Here is a 17,146-nt window from a genome sequence, read left to right as displayed (position 1 = left end):
TACTTCGCTCGTCGCTTCGCCGTACGTCGCGTACGTCGGGTTCCCGGCACGGACGTGCCCTCTCCATCGTCCTCCGGCGCGCTGCGATCGGGAATCCGGTATACCACTCTGACTGTCATCACGTTTCGCGATGACCGCGCTAGGCTCGATCCATGTACGACCCCTCCCAGCTACGCACTTTCCTCGCGGTGGCGCAGACGCTGAGTTTCACGCGGGCGGCCCGCCGGCTCGGCCTGCGTCAGTCGACCGTCAGTCAGCATGTGCGGCGGCTGGAGGACGCGACCGGGCGGCCGCTGTTCGCGCGGGACACGCACTCGGTGGAGCTGACCGAGGACGGTGAGGCGATGCTCGGCTTCGCGCGCCGGATCCTCGCGGTCCACGAGCAGGCGACGGCGTTCTTCACCGGGACCCGGCTGCGCGGGCGGCTGCGCTTCGGCGCGTCCGAGGACTTCGTCCTGACCCGGCTGCCGGAGATCCTGGAGGGCTTCCGCTACGAGCATCCCGAGGTCGATCTGGAGCTGACGGTCGAGCTGTCCGGCACCCTGCACGAGCAGCTGGCCGCCGGGAAGCTGGATCTGGTGCTGGCCAAGCGGCGGCCCGAGGATCCGCGGGGCGAGCCGGTCTGGCACGACCGGCTGGTGTGGATCGGCGCGGAGCGGCTGCGGCTCGAGCCGGACCGGCCGGTGCCGCTGATCGTGTACCCGCCGCCCGGGATCAGCCGGGCGATGGCGCTGGAGGCCCTGGAGCGGCAGGGCCGGCAGTGGCGGATCGTCTGCACGAGCGGCAGCCTCAACGGCCTGATCGCGGCGGCTCGCGCGGGGCTCGGTGTGATGGCGCACTCGCGGGGCCTGATCCCGCCCGGTCTGGTGCGGGTGCCGGAGCGGGCCGGGCTGCCCGCGCTGGGCGGGGTCGACTTCGTGCTGATGCACGGGCCGCGGCGGACGGCGGCCCAGTCGGCGGCCGACGCCCTGGCGGGGGCGATCCTGGCGGGCGGGGACCGGCTGCACCGGCGCTGAGCCGAGCCGCGCCGCCGGGGGGTGACACGTCGGGGCCCGTGTGCGCTGGAGGAGGAGAGGACGGTCCGGCCGGGCTCCGTCCCGAGATCGACCGGGCCTCCGTCCGGTAAGTGAGTCGGTCGGATTTGGTGGAGATTACGGGCCCGGAACTTACTCAACCGTCAGTTTTGTGTCCGACGCTGTCCGATGTGAGCGCATTTTCCTTTGCTGACCTGTGCAAACCTGAGCACCCGTCGATTTTCGGCCCCCTCCCGCCCGCATGACGGGTGGGGTAGCTTTCACGCCCTGTACTGAGCGTCAGCCGATGCATTCGGAGCGGGGAGCGGGGTTTGCGCGAGTTCACCAACCCTCCGTTGGCGTTGGCACCGCCCGTGGGCGGCCTGGCCGACGTCGTCTTCGAGCATGCCCAGGAGGATCCCCACTACGTGGTCCTCGGCCGCAAGGACGAGAACGACCAGTGGCAGGACGTCACCGCCGCCGAGTTCCGCGACGAGGTGCTGGCCCTCGCCAAGGGCATGCTCGCCCGGGGCGTCCGCTTCGGCGACCGGGTCGCGATCATGGCCCGCACCCGCTACGAGTGGACCCTGTTCGACTTCGCCCTGTGGACCATCGGCGCCCAGGTCGTCCCGATCTACCCGACGTCCTCGGCCGAGCAGTGCTTCTGGATGCTGTACGACGCCGAGTGCACGGCGGCGATCGTGGAGCACGAGGACCACGCGATGACGATCGCCACCGTCATCGACCGGCTCCCCCGGCTGCACGAGATGTGGCAGCTGGACGCGGGCGCCGTGCAGGAGCTGTACGAGGCGGGCGCCCACCTCGACGACGAGGTCGTCCACCGGCACCGGCAGGCGGTCACCCCCGAGTCGATCGCGACCGTGATCTACACGTCCGGCACGACCGGCCGCCCCAAGGGCTGTGTCATCTCGCACGGCAACCTGATGTACGAGGCGGACACCGTCATCGAGCGCTGGGAGCCGGTGTTCCACTCGAAGAAGGGCGACGAGGCGGCGACCCTGCTGTTCCTGCCGCTCGCGCACGTCTTCGGGCGGATGGTGGAGGTCGCCGCGATCCGCGGCCGGGTGCGCTTCGGCCACCAGCCGCAGATGCACGCGGCGGCGCTGCTGCCGGACCTCGCCGCGTTCCGGCCCACGTTCTTCCTCGCCGTGCCGTACATCTTCGAGAAGGTCTTCAACGCCGCCCGCCGCAAGGCCGAGAAGGAGGGCCGGGCCGGCGCCTTCGAGAAGGCCGTCGACGTGGCCGTGAAGTACGCCGACGCCGTCGAGGCCAAGGCGTGGGGCATCGGGCCCGGCCCCTCGGCGGGCCTGCGCATGCAGCACCAGCTCTTCGACAAGCTCGTGTACTCCAAGCTGCGCGCCGCCATGGGCGGCAGGATCCGGCACGCGATGTCGGGCGGCTCGGCCATGGACCGGCGGCTCGGGCTGTTCTTCGCGGGCGCGGGCGTGCAGATCTACGAGGGCTACGGCCTCACCGAGTCCACGGCGGCCGCCACGGCCAACCCGCCCGGCCGCACCCGGTACGGCACGGTCGGCCAGCCCATCCCGGGCGTCACCGTCCACATCGCCGACGACGGGGAGATCTGGCTGCACGGCGGCAACGTCTTCATGGGCTATCTGAACAACCAGAAGGCCACCGACCAGACGCTGCACGACGGCTGGCTCTCCACCGGCGACCTGGGCTCCCTCGACGAGGACGGCTTCCTCACCATCACCGGCCGCAAGAAGGAGATCCTGGTGACCTCCGGCGGCAAGAGCGTCTCGCCGGGCGTCCTGGAGGAGCGGGTGCGCGACCACCCGCTGGTCGCCCAGTGCATCGTCGTCGGCAACGACCGCCCGTACATCGCGGCCCTGGTCACCCTGGACCAGGAGGCCGTCGAGCACTGGCTGACGATGCGCGGCAAGCGCCCGATGGCTCCGGCGGACCTCGTGCGCGACCCGGATCTGGAGACCGAGGTGCGGCGCGCGGTCGTCGCCGCGAACACGCTGGTGTCGCAGGCCGAGTCCATCCGCACGTTCCGGATACTGGCCCAGCCGTTCACCGAGGAGCACGGGCTGCTCACCCCGTCGCTGAAGCTGAAGCGCAAGGCGATCGAGGGCGCGTACGCCAACGAGGTCGAGGCCCTGTACCGGGCCTGAGCCCCGCTTTTTTGCCGGTCAGGAATGCGTGACGGCCCGTGATCGTTGACGATGGGAGTCCAACCTGTCGGCAACCGTAAGGATCAAGAGCTCGTGAGCAGCAAGGTCCCCCCGATCATCCTCAACAACGGCGTCGAGATGCCCCAGCTGGGCTTCGGCGTCTGGCAGGTGCCGGACGACGAGGCCGAGCGTGCGGTCGCGACCGCCCTGGAGGCCGGGTACCGCAGCATCGACACAGCGGCGATCTACGGCAACGAAACGGGCACCGGCAAGGCCGTCGCCGCGTCCGGCGTCCCCCGCGAGGACGTCTTCGTCACCACCAAGGTCTGGAACAGCGACCACGGCTACGACTCCACCCTGCGCGCCTTCGACACCTCGGTGGAGAAGCTGGGCCTGGAGTACGTCGACCTCTACCTCATCCACTGGCCCACGCCGGCGCGCGGGACCTATGTGGACACCTACAAGGCGTTCGAGAAGCTGCTCGCCGACGGGCGGGTCCGCGCCATCGGAGTGTCCAACTTCCTCCCGGAGCACCTGGAGCGGCTGATCGAGGAGACCTCGGTCGTACCGGCGGTCAACCAGATCGAGCTGCACCCGCACCTCCAGCAGCACGCCTCGCGCGACTTCCACGCCGCGCACGGCATCGCGACCGAGGCGTGGTCGCCGCTCGGCTCGGGCAAGGGCCTGCTGGAGGTCCCGGCGATCGTCGCGATCGCCCGGAAGCACGGCCGGACCCCGGCCCAGGTCGTGCTGCGCTGGCATCTGCAGATCGGCAACGTGGTCATCCCGAAGTCCGTGACCCCGTCGCGGATCAAGGAGAACATCGACGTGTTCGACTTCAGCCTCGACGACGAGGACCTCGCCGCGATCAGCGCCCTGAACGAGGACCGCCGACTCGGCCCGGACCCGGCCGAGTTCAACGGCTGACGCGTTCCCGCACCAGGACGGCCCGGCCGCCACTCGCGCGAGGCGAGCGGCGGCCGGGCCGCTTCTGCTTCCTGACGTGGTCAGTTGGGCTGCCCGATCGGCCGTACGACGACGGTGTTGACGTCCACCCCTACGGGCTGGCGGACGGACCACACCACCGAGTCCGCGATCTGGTCGGCGGTCAGCAGGTGTCCCTCGGGCAGACCGCCGAGGCCGTCCCAGAACGGCGTCTCGACCCGGCCCGGCGCGACGAGCGTGACGCCGACCCCCCACTCGGTGACCTCGCGCCGGGTGTTCTCGGCGAGCCCGGTCACCGCCCACTTCGTGGCGCCGTAGAGGTTGCCGGGCGTCGGCACGAAGCCGGCGACGCTGCCGACCAGCACGATCCGGCCGCGGCTCTCCTTGAGCGCGTCGATCGAGGCGCGGATCAGCAGGGCGGGGCCGAGGACGTTGGTCAGCACCATCTCCGGCCAGCCGGCCGGGTCGCCCTGGGCGACGGAGTCGTGCGTGGCGAAACCGGCGTTGGCGACGACCGTGTCCAGCCGGCCGAACGCCTTGAGCGTGGCGTCCACCGCGGCCTGGACGTCCTCGTACCGGGCGGCGTCGCCCGCGAGGGTCAGCAGCCGGTCGGGGCGCCCGAGATCGTCGGCGAACCGCCGCAGGCGCTCCTCGCCCCGGCCGGTGACGGCGACACGGTGTCCGGCGTCCAGCAGACGCCGTGCGACGGCGGCGCCGATACCGCTGCCACCGCCGGTGATCAGTGCGGCCGGAGAGTCGGTCATGGTGGTCCCCCTGTGTCTCGTTGCGAACGACGGGGAGTTCATCACTTGAAGCGCTCTCGAAGTCAAGCAGCCGTTTCTCGAGGGGCCTTCACCGTGCGCGAACGGCCGTGAACACGGTCTGCGCGGCCAGCACGAACACGTCCGGGCGGTGGTGGACGCTCGCCTCGTCGCCGGGGTCGAGGAGCCGGTCGAGAGTGGCCCGGTCGTCGGCGTCCAGCCGGTCGCCGAGGACCTCGCGGGTGCGGGCGAGGGTGGCGGCGGCGTGGGCGCGGGCGCGGTCCGTGGTCGGGGCGGGCAGGTCCAGGAGGAAGGTCCGGGTGCCGCTGGGACGCAGGCCCGCCGCGGCGAGCAGCGCGGGCCAGTCCTCGGTCTCGGCGATGGAGCCGGGCAGCTCGGCCCGCATCCGCGCGAACCACTCCGCCTCCACCACGTCGAGCCGCGCCTGGAGCCCAGGCCGCCCGAACCCGATGTCGCGCGGCAGGAACCGCGACGGCAGACCGCCCTCCTGCAGGGCGAGGGTGCCGCCGAAGGAGAGCCGCTCGGCGAAGGCGGCCAGCGCGGCCCGCTGGTCCCCCAGATGGTGCAGGCTGCGCCCGGCCCACAGCAGATCGGCCGGGTAGTCCAAATCGCCCAGGACACCGGGCAGTTCACCGGTCAGCGTGTCGAAGCGGTCGGCGACCCCGAGCCGCTCGGCCCGCGTCCTGGCCCGGTCCAGCAGCGGCCCCGAGGCGTCGACGGCGACGATCCGGGCGCCCGGGAAGGTGTCGGCCAGCAGACAGGCCACGACACCCGGCCCACTCCCCGCGTCGACGACCAGCCCCGGCTCGGTCTGCCGCTTGGCGAGCCACGCCAGCGCGTGCTCGTACAACGGCGTGAACAACTCGGCCTGCGCCTCGAGCCGCGGCCCCATCTCGTCCCAGTCGACATCGGTGTGATCGTGGTGATGATGCGCCATGCCCCTCAGCCTCCCTTGCGAAATGCCACCAGCGTGAAGACCGGGTCCGGGCGGGGGCGGTCCTGGTCGGGGAGGGTCGACAGACGGGCGGCGAACTCCTCGGAGAGGGGGGCGCCGGGGGGCAGGGTGCCGAACCAGCCGCGGCGCAGGTCGGCCACCGTGCGCCGGGGGCTGCGGCCCTGGCCGTGCCCGGTGAAACGGGTCCGGCCGGCGGGCAGGAGGCCGTGGTCGTGGGCGTAGGACCGTACCCGCGCGGCCTCGTCCATGGCCAGGCCGCGGGGGCGGGCCGCGAGGACGGCGTCGATGTCGGAGCCGACGTTGTGCGCGGCGGCCTTGTCGACGGTGGTGACGTACACCCCGCCGGGCCGCAGCACGCGGGCGCACTCGCCGACGAGTCTGCGCACGTCCTCGGGGGTCGCCGCCAGGTGGAGCAGCCACACACTGCCGACGGCGTCGAAGCAGCCGTCCCGGAACGGGAGTCTGCGGGCGTCGCCGAGGAGTATCGAGCCGGGCAGCCGGGCCGCGGCCCGCCGGGCCATGGCGAGCGTCAGGTCGACGCCGGTCACCGACAGTCCGTCCGCGGCCGCGAGCCGCCGGGTCACGATGCCGGTGCCGCAGGCCACGTCCAGCAGCCGCCGGGTGCCCGGCGGGAGGAAGCCCAGCACGGCCTCGGCCGCTGCCGCCGCCCTGGCCTCGCCGCCGCGCGAGGCGTCGTAGCGCTCCGCTTCCTTGTCGTAGTCCAGCACGGGCGTCACTGCGCGCCGTGGACGGGGGCCAGGGCCTCGATCCGCCGGGCGAGCGCGAAGTCCTTCTCGGTCACCCCGCCCACGGTGTGGGTGTTCACGGTGAGCGACACCGTGTTGTAGCCGAGGGTGAGGTCGGAGTGGTGGTCGAGCTCCTCCTGGACCTGGGCGATGTGCACGACCATCGCGGTGGCCGCGAAGTGCGAGGCCAGCCGGTAGGACCGGGCGATGCGGTCGCCGTCCGGGGACCAGCCGGGCAGCTCGGAGAGGCGGTCCTCGATCTCCTTCTGCGACAGCGGTTCGACAGCCATGGGCCTCGCTCCTTCCAGCACACGGGAGGGTTCGTCCTCAGCCTGCCACAGGCCTGGTCCCATGGTCCTGATCGGTGAGGCGCACGGCGGGGCCGTCGCCTCGGCTACGGTCGCCTCCATGACCAGCCATCCGTCCGGCCCGGGCGCCCCATCCGACGAGGGCGTGGGCCCTCTGCTGCGGGCCTGGCGCGAGCAGCGCCGGGTCAGTCAGCTGGAGTTGGCGTTGCGCGCCGGCTCCTCGGCCCGGCACATCAGCTTCGTCGAGACGGGCCGCTCCCGGCCCAGCGAGGAGATGGTGCTGCGGCTCGCCGAGCACCTGGACGTGCCGGTGCGTGAGCGCAACGCGCTGCTGCTCGCCGCGGGCTACGCCCCCCGCTATCCGCACACCCCGCTGGACGACCCGGCGCTGGACGCGCTGCGCGCGGGCATGGAGCGCCTGATCCAGGGCTACGAGCCCTACCCGGCGCTTGTCGTCGACGCGCTGTACGACGTCCAGGCGGCCAACCGGGGGGTGCTGATGCTCCTCGACGGCATCCCGGAGCATCTGCTCCGGCCGCCGCTCAACGCGATGCGGCTGACCCTGCACCCGGAGGGCCTGGCGCCGCGCATCGTCAATCTGCCCGAGTGGCGGGGACATCTCCTCGCGCAACTGGAGCGGCAGGTCGCGCTGCGCCGCTCCGAGCCGCTGCGCCGGCTCCACGAGGAGGTGTCCGCCTACCCGGTGCCCGAGCGGGCCGGACGGGCCGAGGAGCCGGCGGACCCGCTCGCGTACTTCGCGCTGCCGATGCGGATCGAGCACGAGGGCCGTGTGCTGTCGTTCACCTCGTCCATCTCCACCTTCAACACCCCGATGGACGTGACCGTGGCCGAGCTGGCCATCGAGACGCTGCTCCCGGCCGACCCGGCGACGGTCAAGTACCTTCAGTCGATGGACTCCTGACGCAGTCTCAGCGCCGTGTGCTGCAGCACCGCGAAGGCGGCGACGACGGCCGCCTGGAGGCAGATCCACACAGTGCCCGTGACGGTCGGCGTCAGCCACAGCGCGAGCGCGGCGATGCTGAGCACCGCATAGGCGAGGTTCGCCTCCACGACGGCCCGGACCCCGGTGGCGGCCGGGCGGGCCCGCGCGGCGAGCAGCGCCACACCGCCGGCGTACAGCGCGAGGAGCGCGCCGAGCGTGAGCAGCAGCCCCTGGCCCACGCCGAGGAGACGGCCCAGTGGGCCGGAGGCCACGAGGTAGGCGAGCCCGTTCGCCCCGGTCACCACGGCGTCGAGGGCGAGGAAGCGGCGCAGCGCGGTCCCCGGGTGGGAGGTCCGGGCCAGTGCGGTGAACGAGGTGGCGGACATGATCAATCACCCTCCGTCGGATCGAGTGGCGGTGCGGGGGCCGGATCCCGGGCCGGAGTGCGCCGGCCCGGAACCCGGTGCCCCCACGGTCCCGCGCCACGGCCCGCCGGTCGATTACCTGCCGGGTCATGACAGCCGTACGGGACGCCCCGGGTGGGCCCCGTGGGACGGCCCGGACGCCCGTGCCCCACCGTGCGCCGGCTCGTGGCAGACTGCCTCCGTGACTTCCGGCGCGTGGGGAGGCGTGGCGTGAGTGAGCGGCGTCCCGCGCCGACCGTGGGCCAGGTGGTGCTCGGCAAGCGCCTCCAGGAGCTCCGCGAGGCGGCCGGACTGACCCGCGACGAGGCGGCGCGGGCCCTGCGGGTGGCGGCGGCGACCGTCCGGCGGATGGAGACGGCCGAGGTCGCGCTGAAGATCCCGTACGTGCAGGTGCTGCTGGAGACGTACGGCGTCCCGGACGACGAGACGGCCGCGTTCCTGTCGCTGGCCGAGGAGGCCAACGAGCCCGGCTGGTGGCAGCGGTTCCACGACGTGCTGCCCGACTGGTTCAGCCTGTACGTGAGCCTGGAGGGCGCCGCCCGCATCATCCGCTCCTACGAGCCGCACTTCGTGCCCGGCCTGCTGCAGACCGAGGCGTACGCACGCGACGTGATGATGAACGGGACCCTCGCCCAGAAGGGACCCGAGGCCGTCGAGCGGCATGTGTCGCTGCGGATGGAGCGGCAGCGGCTGCTGGAGCGCCCCGACCCGCCCCACCTGTGGGTGATCATGGACGAGACGGTGCTGCGCCGCCCGGTCGGCGACACCTCCGAGGTGATGCGCGACCAGGTCGACAAGCTGCTGGAGTTCGCCGAACGCGACCGGGTGACCCTGCAGATCGCCGAGTTCGCCTCGGGCCCGCACCCGGGGACGTACGCGCCCTTCTCGCTGTTCCGCTTCGCCGAGCCGGAGCTGCCCGACATGGTCACCACCGAGTATCTGTCCGGCGCGCTGTACCTGGACTCGCGGGAGGAGGTCGCCGCGCATCTGGAGGTGCTGGACCACATGTCCACGGCCGCCGCGTCGGCGGAGCGCACGAAGAAGCTTCTGCGGGAGTTCCGCGAGGAGTACTGAGCCGCCCCCGTCCGTCGAGCGTCCGAGGAGTGCACCGCATGTCCGGTACCGAGTCCGCGCCCACCCGGGTCGACACCAGCCGGCCGCATCCGGCCCGCGTCTACGACTGGTGGCTGGGCGGCAAGGACAACTACCCCGTCGACGAGGAGCTGGCCCGCCGGATCCTCGCCGTGGACGGCACGGTCGTCCGGGGCGCCCGCGCCAACCGCCGCTTCATGCACCGGGCCGTGCGCACGGTCGCCGAGGCCGGGGTGCGGCAGTTCCTGGACATCGGCACCGGCATACCCACCGAACCGAACCTGCACCAGGTCGCACAGGGCGTCGCCCCCGAGTCCCGGGTGGTGTACGCGGACAACGACCCGATCGTGCTCCGGCACGCCGAGGCACTGCTGCACGGCTCGCCGCAGGGCACCACCGCCTACGTCCACGCGGACGTCCGGGACGTCGACGCCCTGCTGTCCCGGGCGGCCGAGACGCTGGACCTCACGGCGCCGGTCGCGCTGTCGCTGGTCGCGCTCACCCACTACCTGGACGACGACCCGGCGGGCGACGACGTGTACGGGCTGCTGGAGCGGTACGTGGCCGCGCTCGCCCCCGGCAGCCATCTGATCCTGTCGCAGGTCACCGCGGACCTCAGCCCGGCGGCCGTGGAGCAGGCGGCGGAGAACTTCCGGCGCGGCGGCCAGCCCTTCCACCCGCGCCCCCTCCCCGCGTTCCTCCGCTTCTTCGACGGTCTGGAGCTGCTCGGCCCCGGTGTCATCCCCGTCCACGGCTGGCGCCCCGAGCCGCAGGACGTGGCCGCGCAGGCCGAGGGCATCGTGCCGGTGTACGCGGGGGTCGCCCGCAAGCCCTGACCCGTACGGGCGCCGTGAACAGGTGCGCTCCCCCGCTCCGCCCTAGGTTCGTACACCAGGGCAAGCAAGGGAGCGCCTGTGACCGACACCCGGATATCGCCCGCGCCGCCCGAGGCGCCGGGCCCGGCACCGCCGACGGCGGACCGGCTCCGGCAGCCGCGGGTGCGCGCGGCGCTCCTGGAGATGTACCGGGAGGCCAGGCAGCGGCTCGGTGACCCGGTGCAGGCCTGGGCGGACATCCAGGGCGACCCGGAGCTCCGCCGCCGCCACCGGCGGACGCGCGGCTCGGGCGGGCTGGTGCGGGCACGGGAGGACGAGGCCGTCGAACTGGTCGCGGCGGCGTACGTCCACACCCTCGGGGCGTACGGCCCCGACCGGATCGCCTGCCTGTCCCCGGCCGGTGCGCCGGGCGCCCGCTTCCACGCCCTGCTCGGCGCCCCGGTGCTCGAATCCCCCGAGCCCGCCCCGGGGGACGACTGGGCGGACGCGGCGTATCTGCTGCTGTGGGGCGGGGACGTCCCCGTGACCCGCGCCCCGGACGCGCCGCGGCTGGCGCGGGCCCGCTACCGGGGCCAGAAGGCCGTCGCCGTCGCCCCGGCCCCCGCGGACGGCACCCGGTTCGCCGACGAGGTGCTGCATCCGCACCCCGGCACGGACGGGGCGCTGGCCCTGGCGATGGGGCATGTGATCCTCCGCGAGTTCCTCGTCGACCGGGAGACACCGTTCTTCACCGAGCACGCGCGCCGGGCCACGGACCTCCCCTTCCTGGTCACGCTGGAGGAGCGCGGCGACGGGACGTACGCGCCGGTCACGTTCCTGCGCGCGGCCGACCTGGGGCGCCGGGGCGAGAACGCCGCGTGCCGCGCGGTCGTGCTGGACGAGGACACCGGCCGCGCGGCCGTCCCCGAACCCGGGCTCATACACCCGGTGTTGAGCCTGTACGGCCGTGAGGTGTCGGCCGGGGTCGAGGTCCTGCTCCCCGACTTCGGCGCCGACGGCCGCCCGGGTGCCGTACGCCGGGGCATTCCGGCCACCCGGCTCGGCGGTGCGGGCGGGACGCTGGTGACCACCGTGTTCGACCTGCTGCTGGCCCGGTACGGGGTGGACCGGCCGGGGCTCCCGGGCCGGTGGCCCGCCTCCTACGCCGACGCCGACGCACCGGGCACGCCCGCCTGGCAGGAGGCGCACACCTCCGTCCCGGCCGCCGTGTGCGTACGGATCGCCCGCGAGTTCGCACGGACGGCGGAACGGTCGAAGGGGCGCTGCGCGATCGTCATGGGCGCCGACACCGGCCGTCACCTCCACGGGGACACCCTGCGTCGCGCGGTCCTCGCGCTGCTCCGGCTGACCGGCTGCCCCGACCCCGGCGACCGGGACATCCCCGGCGCCCCGGACGACGACGCACGCCGGATGGACCCGGCGGTGTACGGGTATCTGCACACCGGCCGCCGGCGGTCCGAGCGCTCCACGGCCGACGTCCTCGCCTCACCGCTCGGCCGGGGGCGGCTCGCGGGCCTGACGGGGGCGGACTGCCTCGCGCTGGCGGCGCGCACGGGCTGGACGGCCGTGTATCCAGCGTTCGACCGCAACCCGCTGGACCTGGGCGACACCTTCGGCGATCCGGTGGCCCGGGTGGTCGCCGATCTGCGCGCCGGTGACCTGGGCGTGGCCTGCGAGGACCCGGACGCGCCGGAGAACCGGCCCCGGGTGCTGACGCTGGGCAGCGGTGACGCGCTCGACGAGCACGGCCTGCGGTGCCTGGTCGGCACCGCCTCCCCGGCGCGGGCACCCGAGGGCATACGGCCGCGCGACGTGACCTGGCGCGAGCCCGCACCGGAGGGCCAACTCGACCTGCTGGTGTCCCTGGACGGCACGGACACGGCGGCCGCCCAACTCGCCGATGTCGTCCTGCCGACCGCCACCGCGGACGGGGAACCGGGCCCGGCCCGCACCGAGTTCGAGACGTTCGCGGCGCTGGCCGAGCGCATCGGCGCCCTGGCCGTCCGGCACCTCGGCGTCCGCAAGGACCTGGTGGCGACCCCGCTCCGGCACGGCTCCCCCGACGGCACCGCACCCCCGGGGCCGTCCTGGACTGGCGGCACGGCGACTGCACCCCGGTGCCGGGGCGGAGCCTGCCCCACCTGACCGTCGTCGAGCGGAACTACCCGGCGCTCGCGGCCGACTTCGCGGCGCTCGGCACACCGGCACCGGACGACACGCGGCCCCGCCCGGACGCCGGTACTTCTTCCTGGACCACGACTGGGCGCACGAACTCGGCGAGTCCCTGCCGGTGTACCGGCCGCCTTCGGACGTACGGGCGCTGCTCGGGCCCTCCGAGCGGCCGCACGTGACGGTCCGGCGGCTCACCCCGCACGAGCAGTGGTCCGTCCACTGCGCGTACCCGGACGCCCTGTTCCTGCCGGCCCTCGCGAGCGGCGGCCGGTATCTGTGGCTGTCCCCCGAGGACGCCGGGGCGATCGGCGTCGCCGAGGGCGACCGGGCGGAGGCCGTCTCCGGCGACGGTCTGATCGTGGCGCGGGCGGTCGTCTCCGACCGTGTGCCGGCCGGGACCTTCTACACGCGCCGCAAACCCGAGGCCACCCCCGTCGAGACCCCCGCGATCCTCAAGCCGACCCGTCTCCTCGGCCACCACGGCGGGCTGTTCACGGGTGGACCCGGTGCCGAGGTGACCGTGGTCCGCCGCCATGGCGGGGAGGTCGAGTAGCGATGCGTCCCATGGCCCGGATCGCGACGGTGATCAACCTCGACACCTGCGTCGGCTGCCCCGCCTGTTCGGACGCCTCCCCCACGACGGCGACCGGACCGCGCGGCGGCTGGGAGCTGACCTGGCGCGGCCGGCTGCGGCCGCGGGACGGCGGACGGCTGCGCAGACTCAGCGACGTGCTTGCCCGGCCAGGCCGACTCCCGTCCGTCCAGGCCCCGGACGAGCCGCGGTCGTACCGCGGACATGCCCCGGCGGCCACGGCGCGCCTCGCGTTCGAGCAGACTTTCCGGCTGCCTCTCCTCCCGTCCTGCGCGCAGTGCCTCAACCCGTCCTGCGGGGCGGCGCCGCCCTGCCCGGCCGGATGCCCGTACCCCCGGAGTGAGACACCTGAGACCTGCGCGGGAGGGACGCTCTACCGCGGGGTGATGCTGTACGACGCCGACAAGGTACGGGCCGCCGCGTCGGCCGGCCGGGAACAGGACCTGTACGAGGCGCAGTTGGGCGTCTTCCTCGATCCCGAGGACGCCCGGGTGCGGCTGGCCTGCGAGCGGGCCGGGATGGCGGAGGACTGGCTGGACGCGGCCCGCCGCTCCCCCGTACGCGCGTTGATCAGCACGTACCGGGTGGCGCTGCCGCCGCACCCGGAGTACCGGACGCTGCCGATGGTCTGGTACGTCCCGCCGCTGTCGCCCCTCGTGGACGCGCTCGCGGAGCAAGGTCACGACGGTGACGTCCTGTTCGGTGCCGTCGACACGCTGCGCATCCCTCTGGAGCGGCTGGCGGACGTGTTCACGGCCGGTGACGTGGGCCCCGTCCGATCGGCGCTGGAGCGGCTCACCGCCATGCGGTCCCATCTGCGCGCGGTCGACCTCGGGGAGGAACCCGACCCGTCGGTGCCCGCCGCCGTGGGCCTGGGCGCCTACGCGCTGGAGGAGCTGTACCGGCTGCTGGCGACCGCCCCGGACGAGGAAAGGACCGTGGTACCCGCGACGGCGGAGCCCTCCGCCGTCCTTCGTACGACCCGCACACCCGAGGCCGAGGAGAAGTGATGTCCTCCTACGAGGTGCTGTACCAGGCGGCCGCGCTCTGCCTGACCTACCCGGACGACGACTTCCGGGCACGGCTGCCCCTGTTGCGTGAGGCCGCCCCCCAGTTGCGCGCGTTCACCGACCACGCGGCGGTCACCCCGCCCCGCGAACTGGCCGCGCACTACGTCGAGGTGTTCGACCTGGCGCACGGGCACAGCCTGTATCTGACGTGGTGGCGCGACGGGGACGCCCAGCGGCGCGGGATCTCGCTGGAGCGGCTGAAGGAGCTGTACCACGCCAACGGTCTGGAGTTCACCGGCGAGGAGCTGCCCGACTTCCTGCCCGCCGTCCTGGAGTTCTCGTCCCGCACCGGCACCGACGACCTGCTGCGGGAGCACCGGGACTGTCTGGAGCGGCTGCGGGCCCGCCTCACCGAGGCCGGCACGCCGTACGCGTCCGTCCTGGACGCGGTCTGCGCCACCCTGCCGACCGCGTCCAGTCACCTCTAGGTCGTGTCCGTAAAGTCGCGTCGTCCGCCCGTAGGGCGGGCCGAGCGGCGTCCGGTGCGTGCTCTGGGGGTACCCCCTGCTCGAAGAGCTGGGGGGAGTGCCGGACGGGCTCCCGCGTACTGGTTGTACGCGGGTGGCCGGCCGGTGCGGCGAGTGGGCGTGCCGGGCGTCGCCCGGCAGGCGGGACTTTGCGGACACGGCCTAGGGCGTGTCCTTCGCGTCCTTGTCGTCGTCGACGATCTCGGCGTCCACCACGTCGTCGTCCTGCGGCGGGCTCTGTTCCGTGCCCGGTCCCGGGCCGCCGCCGTCGGTGGGGGTCTGCGCGGTCCGGGCGTACATGGCCTGGCCCATCTTCTGGCTGACGGTGGCGAGTTTCTCGACGCCGGTGCGCAGGTCGTTCGTGTCGGCGTTGCGCTCCAGCAGCTCCTTGAGCTCGGTGACCGCCGGTTCGACCTCGGCGCGGATCTCGGCGGGGATGCGGTCCTGGTTGTCGCCGAGGAACTTCTCGGTCTGATAGACGAGTTGTTCGGCCTGGTTGCGGGTCTCCGCGGCCTCCCGGCGTTTGTGGTCCTCCTCGGCGTACTGCTCGGCCTCCCGCATCATACGGTCGATGTCGTCCTTGGGCAGGGCCGAGCCGCCGGTCACGGTCATCTTCTGCTCGCGGCCCGTCGCCAGGTCCTTCGCGGAGACGTGCATGATCCCGTTGGCGTCGATGTCGAAGGCGACCTCGATCTGCGGCACGCCGCGCGGGGCCGGGGGCAGCCCGGTGAGGTCGAAGACGCCGAGCTTCTTGTTGTACGCGGCGATCTCGCGTTCGCCCTGGTAGACCTGGATGCCGACGGAGGGCTGGTTGTCGGCGGCGGTGGTGAAGATCTCCGAGCGCCGGGTCGGGATCGTCGTGTTGCGTTCGATGAGCTTCGTCATGATGCCGCCCTTGGTCTCGATGCCCAGGGACAACGGGGTGACGTCGAGCAGCAGGACGTCCTTGACGTCGCCGCGGATGACTCCGGCCTGGAGGGCGGCGCCGAGGGCCACGACCTCGTCGGGGTTGACGCCCTTGTGCGGGTCCTTGCCGGTGAGTTCCTTGACCAGGTCGGTGACGGCCGGCATCCGGGTGGAGCCGCCGACGAGGATGACGTGGTCGACGGCGGACAGCTTGATGCCGGCGTCCTTGACCGCCTGGTGGAAGGGGGCCTTGCAGCGGTCGAGGAGGTCCGCTGTGAGCTCCTGGAACTGGGCGCGGGTCAGCTTCTCGTCGAGGTGCAGGGGGCCCGCGGCGGAGGCGGTGACATACGGAAGGTTGATCGTCGTCTCGGTGGAGCTGGACAGTTCGATCTTGGCCTTCTCGGCGCCCTCGCGCAGCCGCTGCAGGGCCATCTTGTCGGTGCCGAGGTCGATGCCGTTCTCGGCCTTGAACTTCTTCACCAGGTACTCGACGATCCGCTGGTCCCAGTCGTCGCCGCCGAGATGGGTGTCGCCGTTGGTGGCCTTGACCTCGATGACGCCGTCGCCGATCTCCAGCAGGGACACGTCGAAGGTGCCGCCGCCGAGGTCGAAGACCAGGACGGTCTGCTCCTCGCCACGGTCGAGGCCGTAGGCGAGGGCGGCGGCCGTCGGCTCGTTGATGATCCTGAGGACCTTCAGGCCGGCGATCTCCCCGGCCTCCTTGGTGGCCTGGCGCTGGGAGTCGTCGAAGTAGGCGGGCACGGTGATCACCGCGTCGGTGACGTCCTCGCCGAGGTAGGACTCGGCGTCCCGCTTCAGTTTCTGCAGGACGCGGGCGGACAGCTCCTGCGCCCGGTACCGGGTGCCGTCGACGTCGCCCTTCTCGGGGAAGCGCCAGGACGTGTCGCCCATGTGGCGCTTCACGGAGCGGGCGGTGCGGTCGACGTTGGTCACCGCCTGCCGTTTGGCGACCTCGCCGACGAGCACCTCGCCGTTCTTGGCGAAGGCCACGACCGAGGGGGTGGTCCTGGCCCCCTCGGCATTGGCGACGACCGTGGGTTCGCCGCCCTCCAGGACGGCGACCACCGAGTTCGTGGTCCCGAGATCGATCCCGACCGCGCGTGCCATCGCTGTCCCCTTCCGCCCGGGAGCCCCCTGAACTCCAGCACAAGGCGCGAGCGGGCCCTTGTCAATGGGACGGGGACCCGGGCGGAAGAGCGCCGCACGGCACTGAGCGGGCGCTCAGCGCGGTGTCAGGCCAGCTTCGCCGACAGCGTGATCGTGGTGCCGGTCAGCGCCTGGCTCACCGGGCAGTTGGCCTTGGCGTCCTCGGCGGCCGCGACGAAGGCGTCGTTGTCGATGCCCGGCACGGTGCCCTCGACGGTGAGGTGGATGCCGGTGATGCCCTCGCCCGGCTGGAAGCTGACGTCCGCCGAGGTGACGAGCTTGGTGGGCGGGGTCCCGGCACCGTTCAGGGCGTGCGAGAGCGCCATCGAGAAGCAGCTGGAGTGCGCGGCGGCGATCAGCTCCTCGGGGCTGGTCTTGCCGTTCGCGTCCTGGGAGCGGGAGGCCCACGTCACCGGCTGCGCCGCGATGGCACCGGACGAGTCGAAGTTGACGACACCGCTGCCCTCGGTCAGGCTGCCTTCCCAGACGGTGTGTGCGGAGCGCGTGGTAGCCACGGTTCTTCCTTTCGCGTTTGGGCCCGCGTTCTTCCGGGGCCCGTGGCCCCCAT

General features: G+C 73.0%; 14 protein-coding genes and 2 pseudogenes. 9 read left to right on the top strand and 7 right to left on the bottom strand.

Going from position 1 to position 17,146, the window contains the following annotated elements:
- The first annotated feature begins 152 nt into the window (after window positions 1-152).
- The 3 genes from DC008_RS28735 (at window position 153) to DC008_RS28725 (ending at window position 4,099) form a co-directional block, all read left to right on the top strand.
- Entirely contained in the window at window positions 153-1,016 is an 864-nt protein-coding gene (locus DC008_RS28735) for a LysR substrate-binding domain-containing protein (protein WP_108709445.1), read from the top strand.
- Between the two features lie 329 nt (window positions 1,017-1,345).
- Window positions 1,346-3,172 carry an AMP-dependent synthetase/ligase gene (locus DC008_RS28730; RefSeq protein ID WP_108709444.1) on the top strand — a complete coding sequence of 609 codons (1,827 nt, stop codon included), beginning with the start codon at window positions 1,346-1,348 and terminating at the stop codon, window positions 3,170-3,172.
- Window positions 3,173-3,265: 93 nt separating this feature from the next.
- Entirely contained in the window at window positions 3,266-4,099 is an 834-nt protein-coding gene (locus DC008_RS28725; protein ID WP_108709443.1) for an aldo/keto reductase, read from the top strand.
- Between the two features lie 80 nt (window positions 4,100-4,179).
- Here DC008_RS28725 and DC008_RS28720 read toward each other — a convergent pair whose 3' ends face one another.
- The 4 genes from DC008_RS28720 to DC008_RS28705 form a co-directional block, all read right to left on the bottom strand.
- Window positions 4,180-4,881 carry an SDR family oxidoreductase gene (locus DC008_RS28720; RefSeq protein ID WP_108709442.1) on the bottom strand — a complete coding sequence of 234 codons (702 nt, stop codon included), beginning with the start codon at window positions 4,879-4,881 and terminating at the stop codon, window positions 4,180-4,182.
- Window positions 4,882-4,969: 88 nt separating this feature from the next.
- Window positions 4,970-5,836 (bottom strand): class I SAM-dependent methyltransferase, encoded by an 867-nt coding sequence (locus DC008_RS28715; RefSeq protein ID WP_108709441.1) that lies wholly within the window; start codon window positions 5,834-5,836, stop codon window positions 4,970-4,972.
- Window positions 5,837-5,841: 5 nt separating this feature from the next.
- On the bottom strand, window positions 5,842-6,582 hold the full coding sequence (locus tag DC008_RS28710) for a class I SAM-dependent methyltransferase (protein ID WP_108710910.1): 741 nt from the start codon (window positions 6,580-6,582) through the stop codon (window positions 5,842-5,844).
- Window positions 6,583-6,587: 5 nt separating this feature from the next.
- The gene (locus tag DC008_RS28705) at window positions 6,588-6,890 is read right to left on the bottom strand and encodes a 4a-hydroxytetrahydrobiopterin dehydratase (RefSeq protein ID WP_055619313.1); all 303 of its coding nucleotides are present in this window, start codon (window positions 6,888-6,890) and stop codon (window positions 6,588-6,590) included.
- 118 nt (window positions 6,891-7,008) lie between these two features.
- Here DC008_RS28705 and DC008_RS28700 point away from each other — a divergent pair, with 118 nt between their 5' ends.
- Complete coding sequence (locus tag DC008_RS28700) at window positions 7,009-7,830, top strand: helix-turn-helix domain-containing protein (protein WP_108710909.1); 822 nt, start codon at window positions 7,009-7,011, stop codon at window positions 7,828-7,830.
- Here the strand turns inward: DC008_RS28700 and DC008_RS28695 are convergent.
- Window positions 7,812-8,237 carry a hypothetical protein gene (locus DC008_RS28695; RefSeq protein ID WP_108709440.1) on the bottom strand — a complete coding sequence of 142 codons (426 nt, stop codon included), beginning with the start codon at window positions 8,235-8,237 and terminating at the stop codon, window positions 7,812-7,814. The genes DC008_RS28700 and DC008_RS28695 overlap by 19 nt on opposite strands.
- 249 nt (window positions 8,238-8,486) lie before the next feature.
- On the opposite strand from DC008_RS28695, the gene DC008_RS28690 reads away from it, so the two are divergent.
- From DC008_RS28690 to narJ, 5 genes and pseudogenes are all read left to right on the top strand, one after another.
- A complete protein-coding gene (locus DC008_RS28690; RefSeq protein WP_108709439.1) occupies window positions 8,487-9,350 on the top strand; it encodes a helix-turn-helix domain-containing protein in 864 nt (287 codons plus the stop codon).
- Window positions 9,351-9,388: 38 nt separating this feature from the next.
- Window positions 9,389-10,204 (top strand): SAM-dependent methyltransferase, encoded by an 816-nt coding sequence (locus DC008_RS28685; protein WP_108709438.1) that lies wholly within the window; start codon window positions 9,389-9,391, stop codon window positions 10,202-10,204.
- Window positions 10,205-10,297: 93 nt separating this feature from the next.
- A pseudogene (locus tag DC008_RS28680) lies at window positions 10,298-12,929 on the top strand (molybdopterin-dependent oxidoreductase).
- Window positions 12,930-12,931: 2 nt separating this feature from the next.
- Window positions 12,932-13,924 (top strand): annotated as a pseudogene (locus tag DC008_RS28675) (nitrate reductase subunit beta); the annotation flags it as partial.
- A 53-nt stretch (window positions 13,925-13,977) separates the two neighbouring features.
- A complete protein-coding gene (narJ, locus tag DC008_RS28670; RefSeq protein ID WP_108709436.1) occupies window positions 13,978-14,466 on the top strand; it encodes a nitrate reductase molybdenum cofactor assembly chaperone in 489 nt (162 codons plus the stop codon).
- 201 nt (window positions 14,467-14,667) lie between these two features.
- Here the strand turns inward: narJ and dnaK are convergent, their stop codons facing one another.
- Together dnaK and DC008_RS28660 are read right to left on the bottom strand one after the other, a co-directional pair.
- Window positions 14,668-16,539, bottom strand: a complete 1,872-nt coding sequence (dnaK, locus tag DC008_RS28665) for a molecular chaperone DnaK (RefSeq protein WP_108709435.1) — start codon at window positions 16,537-16,539, stop codon at window positions 14,668-14,670.
- Window positions 16,540-16,664: 125 nt separating this feature from the next.
- A complete protein-coding gene (locus DC008_RS28660) occupies window positions 16,665-17,093 on the bottom strand; it encodes an OsmC family protein (RefSeq protein ID WP_055619321.1) in 429 nt (142 codons plus the stop codon).
- Window positions 17,094-17,146 lie beyond the last annotated feature (53 nt).

The organism is Streptomyces nigra, assembly GCF_003074055.1.
Taxonomy (GTDB): domain Bacteria; phylum Actinomycetota; class Actinomycetes; order Streptomycetales; family Streptomycetaceae; genus Streptomyces; species Streptomyces nigra.
Note: the sequence above shows the minus strand (reverse complement) of the source record. Positions and strands in the feature narration are given on the sequence as shown.